The organism is Pseudonocardia pini, assembly GCF_013870575.1.
Taxonomy (GTDB): Bacteria; Actinomycetota; Actinomycetes; order Mycobacteriales; family Pseudonocardiaceae; genus Pseudonocardia; species Pseudonocardia pini.
This window is the reverse complement of record NZ_JACBXB010000415.1, coordinates 1-4844: the sequence shown is the minus strand read 5'-3', so window position 1 is coordinate 4844 and position 4844 is coordinate 1. Positions and strand designations below refer to the sequence as shown.

Genomic DNA, 4844 nt, shown 5'->3' with positions numbered 1-4844 from the left:
CAGGTCGTCGTCACGTGGGGGTGGGCTCGATCGCGCCGCGGTCGGGGCATCCGTCGTCATCGACCTCGTCGAGGGGGTGGACCGGCTTCGCGGGCCCCAGGCCGAGCGGGTCCTGCGCGACCTCACCGACCGGATGCGCGTGCACCTGCCCCGGCGCGGCCGGATCCGCGACGAGGACCCGGCTCTCCTGCAGGTCGACCTGCCGGGCCGGGACCGGGCCGAGACCGCGGCGTGGATGCATCCCGTGCTTCGGGACCTGGCCACCGCGGTCGGCACGGCCGTGGCGCTGGACCCGATCGGCATGGGCGGCCTCGGTGCGGTGCGGCTGCGCGGCACCGTCCACGGCACGGACGGGGAGCTCGGGGTGCAGCTCGTCCAGGAGATCCCGGAGCACGGCGCCGAGTCACCGGAGCCGACGAGCGATCCGGGCCGCAGAGTGCGGGTGGAGGACCTCGGCGTCCGTCCGGGTGGCACCGGTCGGCGGCGACGGCGTCGCTTCGCGGATCGCGCGGACACCGACGAGGAGACCGAGCCGAGCGCCCCCACGGCGGAGCCGCCCGAGGAGACGCTGGGCCTCGGCGACCTGCTCGCCGGTGCCATGGCGGCCTACCGGAGCCTGTGAGGCCGACGTGCGGGCGACCGGGAGATCATCCGATCGGGGGCTAGGGTGGTTCGAGCCGAACCGCCCCGAGCACGTCCGCGATGCACGGCATCGCAGTACCGGAGTCGCCCAGCCATGAGCCGGACCCGTGAGCAGACCGCCGCGGAGCAGGCCGACGTCGAGCTCGACCGCCTGACCGACCTGTACGCCCGTCAGACCCCCGCCGACGGGGCCACCGCGGAGGAGGGACCGAGCCCCGGGTTCCGGGAGGTCGCGCGGGGCCACCGGGCCCTGGCCGCGCACCGGGTGGCGGGCGACCCGCTGGTCCGGGTGGACGGCCGGGCGGCGGAGATCGTCACCGACGACATGCCGTTCCTCGTCGGTTCGGTGTTGGCCGCGGTGGGGCGCACCGGCGCCGAGGTGCGGCGGCTGCTGCACCCGATCGTCGTGGTGCGGCGGGACGCGGTGGGCGACCTCCTCGAGATCCTCACCGAGGCCGATCCCGCCTCGCCGCCGAAGGGTGCGCTCGCCGAGTCCTGGATCCGCCTCGAGCTCGACGCGGTCGCCGATCCCGAGGCGCTGGCCGCCACCCTGCGAGACGCGCTGCACGACGTGCGGGAGGTCGTCGAGGACGGTGACCGGATCGCCCGGCGCGCCCGCACCCTGGCGGACGAGCTGCTCGCCGAGGAGCTGGTGCCCCGCGGGGTCCGCACGGACCGCGGGTCGGAGCGGCACGACGTCGCGCAGTTCCTGCGCTGGCTCGCCGACGGCCACTACACCTTCCTCGGCTACCGGCACTACCGGCTGGACCAGGGTGTGCTGAGCGCCGAGCTGGCGTCGGGGCTGGGGGTGCTGCGCCGGGACACCCTCGAGGCGCGCGCCTTCGCGCTCGACCCCTCGCCCGGCGGCACGGACGAGCTGCTGATCCTCACCCGCGCGAGCGCGCCGAGCCGGGTGCTGCGGGCGGTGCACCCGTACGTCGTGGGGCTGCGGACCTTCGACCACGACGGCAACCTCACCGGTGAGCACCGGTTCCTGGGCATGCTGACCGTCCCCGCGCTGTTCGAGAGCGTGCTGGACATCCCGGTCGTCGCCGGTCGGGTGCGCGGGGCGATCCACCGCGCCGGGTTCCCGCTCGAGTCGTTCTCCGGCCAGCAGATGCTGGAGGTGCTCTCCGGGCTGCCACGGGAGGAGCTCTTCAGCGCGAGCGAGGAGTACCTGCACGACGTCGCGGTGGGGGTGCTCGGCCTGTCCGGGCGCCGGGTGGTCCGGGTCTACCTCCGCCCCGACCCGCGGCGCCGGTTCGTGTCCTGCCTGGTCTACCTGCCGCGCGACCGGTACACGACGTCGAGCAGGCTGGCCATGGCCGCCGTGCTGCGGGAGCGCCTGCACGGCACGGCGGTGGACTACACCGCACGCGTCACCGAGGCCACCTACGCGCTGGTGCACTTCACCGTGCAGACGGACCCGGCGGTCGAGCTCCCGCTCCCCGACCTGGGCGCCCTCACCGACGAGCTCACCGAGGCGGCCCGGACCTGGGACGACCGGCTCGTCGACCGGCTCGGTCCGAAGGCCACGACCGTCCCCGGCCTGCTGGCGGGCATACCGGACTCGTACAAGGCGGGCGTCGAGCCCGGTCGCGCCGTCGAGGACCTGCGCCGGATCCTCGCGCTGCCCGAGGGCGGTTTCGACGTCCGGCTCTACCCGGAGGGCGCCGACCGGCGGCTCACGCTCTACCTGGACGAGCCCGTCACCTTGACCCGCGTGCTGCCGATCCTGCAGCACCTCGGCGTCGAGGTCGTGGACGAGCACCCGTCGGAGTTCACCCGGCCCGACGGGCGTCGCTGCTGGCTCTACGACTTCGGCCTGCGGATCGACGGGGAGACCCCGCACGCCGACGAGGCCGAGCTCGAGCTGGCGTTCTGCGCCGCGTTCCGGGCGACCTGGGCGGGGGACGCCGAGGCGGACCGGTTCGCAGCACTCGTGCTGCGGGCGGGCCTGCACTGGCGGGACGCCGCCGTCCTGCGCGCCTACGCCCGGTACGCGCGGCAGGTCGGCAGCACGTTCGGCGTGAACTACATGGCGGACACTCTGTTGGCCCAACCCTCGGTCGCCCGTGGGCTGGTGCGGCTGTTCCGCGCCCGCTTCGACCCGGCCGAGGACAACCGGGAGAAGCTCACCGAGGAGGCGCTGACCGAGGTCACCGCCCTGATCGACGAGGTCACCGGCCTCGACGCGGACCGCATCCTGCGGGGTTTCCTCGCCACGATCACGGCCACGCTGCGCACCAACTTCTTCCGCGAGCGCGCGTTCCTCTCGTTCAAGATCGACCCGACGGCCGTGCCGGACATGCCCGCGCCGCGGCCGCGGTTCGAGATCTTCGTGTACTCGCCGCGGGTCGAGGGCGTGCACCTGCGGTTCGGGCCGGTCGCGCGTGGCGGTCTCCGCTGGTCGGACCGCCCGCAGGACTTCCGGACCGAGATCCTCGGGCTGGTCAAGGCCCAGGCGGTCAAGAACGCCGTGATCGTCCCGGTCGGGGCGAAGGGCGGCTTCGTGGTGCGTGCCGCGCGGCCGGACCCGGCGGAGGTCGAAGCCTGCTACCGGACGTTCATCTCCGGCCTGCTCGACGTGACGGACAACCTGGTCGGCGGCGAGACCGTGCCGCCGCCCGCGGTCGTCCGGCACGACGGGGACGACTCCTACCTGGTCGTGGCCGCGGACAAGGGCACGGCGCGGTTCTCCGACGTGGCGAACGAGGTGGCCGCGAGCTACGGCTTCTGGCTGGGCGACGCCTTCGCCTCCGGCGGCTCGGTCGGCTACGACCACAAGGCCATGGGCATCACGGCGAAGGGCGCGTGGGAGAGCGTCAAGCGGCACTTCGCCGAGCTGGGCACCGACACCCAGGCGGAGGACTTCACCGTCGTCGGCGTCGGGGACATGTCCGGGGACGTGTTCGGCAACGGCATGCTGCTCTCCGAGCACATCCGGCTGGTCGCCGCCTTCGACCACCGACACGTGTTCGTCGACCCGGATCCCGATGCGGCACAGGGCTTCCGCGAGCGCAGCAGGCTGTTCGCACTGCCGCGCAGCTCGTGGGACGACTACGACCGCGCCGCGATCAGCCCGGGCGGTGGGGTGTGGCCGCGCACCGCGAAGTCGGTGCCGGTCGGTCCGGAGATCCGCGCGGCACTGGGCCTGCCGGAGCACGTCGTCAAGCTCAGCCCACCGGAGCTGATCCGGGCGATCCTGCTCGCCCCGGCCGACCTGCTGTGGAACGGCGGCATCGGCACCTACGTCAAGGCCTCCACCGAAGGACACGCCGACGCGGGGGACAAGGCGAACGACGCCATCCGGGTCGACGGCCGCGAGCTGCGGGTCAAGGTCGTCGGCGAGGGCGGCAACCTCGGGCTCACCCAGCGGGGCCGGATCGAGTTCGCCCGCGCGGGCGGGCGGCTCAACACCGACGCGATCGACAACTCGGCGGGCGTGGACTGCTCCGACCACGAGGTCAACATCAAGATCCTGTTGGACCGGCTCGTGGCCGACGGGACGCTCGACCGCGAGGCCCGCAACGCCCTGCTCGTCGAGATGACGGACGAGGTCTCGGCACTGGTCCTCAAGGACAACACCGACCAGAACGGCGTGCTGGGGGTCTCCCGCAGCCACGCCGCGGAGATGGCGAACGTGCACGCGCGGCTCGTCTCGGACCTGGTGGAGCGGACCGGGCTGGACCGGGCGCTGGAGGTCCTGCCCACGAAGACCGGGTTCGCGGCGCTGGAGGAGGCGGGGGACGGGCTCAGCGGGCCGGAGCTGTCCACGCTGATCGCGCACGTCAAGCTCGACCTGACCCACCGGCTGCTGGACACCGACCTGCCCGACGCCGCCGCGTTCACCCCGCGGCTGCCCGAGTACTTCCCCGGGCCGCTCCGGGAGCGGTTCGCCGCGGCGATCTGGAAGCACCCGCTGCGCCGGGAGATCCTCGGCACCAAGCTGGTCAACGAGATGGTCGACGGCGCGGGCATCACCTACGCGTTCCGGCTGGCGGAGGAGACGGCGGCGTCGCCGTCGGACGCGGTGCGGGCCTATGCCGTTGTCACGCAGGTCTACGGGCTGCCGAGGCGGTGGCGGGAGATCCGTGAGGCGGGCTCCGGCGGAGCTGACCAGCGGAACGTCCCGGTCGCGGTGGCGGACCGGATGCTCCTCGAGTCGCGGCGGCTGCTGGACCGGGCGTCGCGCTGGTTCC

2 protein-coding genes are annotated in these 4844 nt (G+C 73.8%); both read left to right on the top strand.

The window, feature by feature from the left end; genetic code table 11:
* A partial coding sequence (locus tag H5J29_RS21000; RefSeq protein WP_181782758.1) for a hypothetical protein occupies positions 1 to 622 on the top strand: 622 nt, incomplete at its 5' end.
* A 114-nt stretch (positions 623 to 736) separates the two neighbouring features.
* The coding region (locus tag H5J29_RS20995) for an NAD-glutamate dehydrogenase (RefSeq protein WP_181782757.1) at positions 737 to 4844 on the top strand (4108 nt) is incomplete at its 3' end.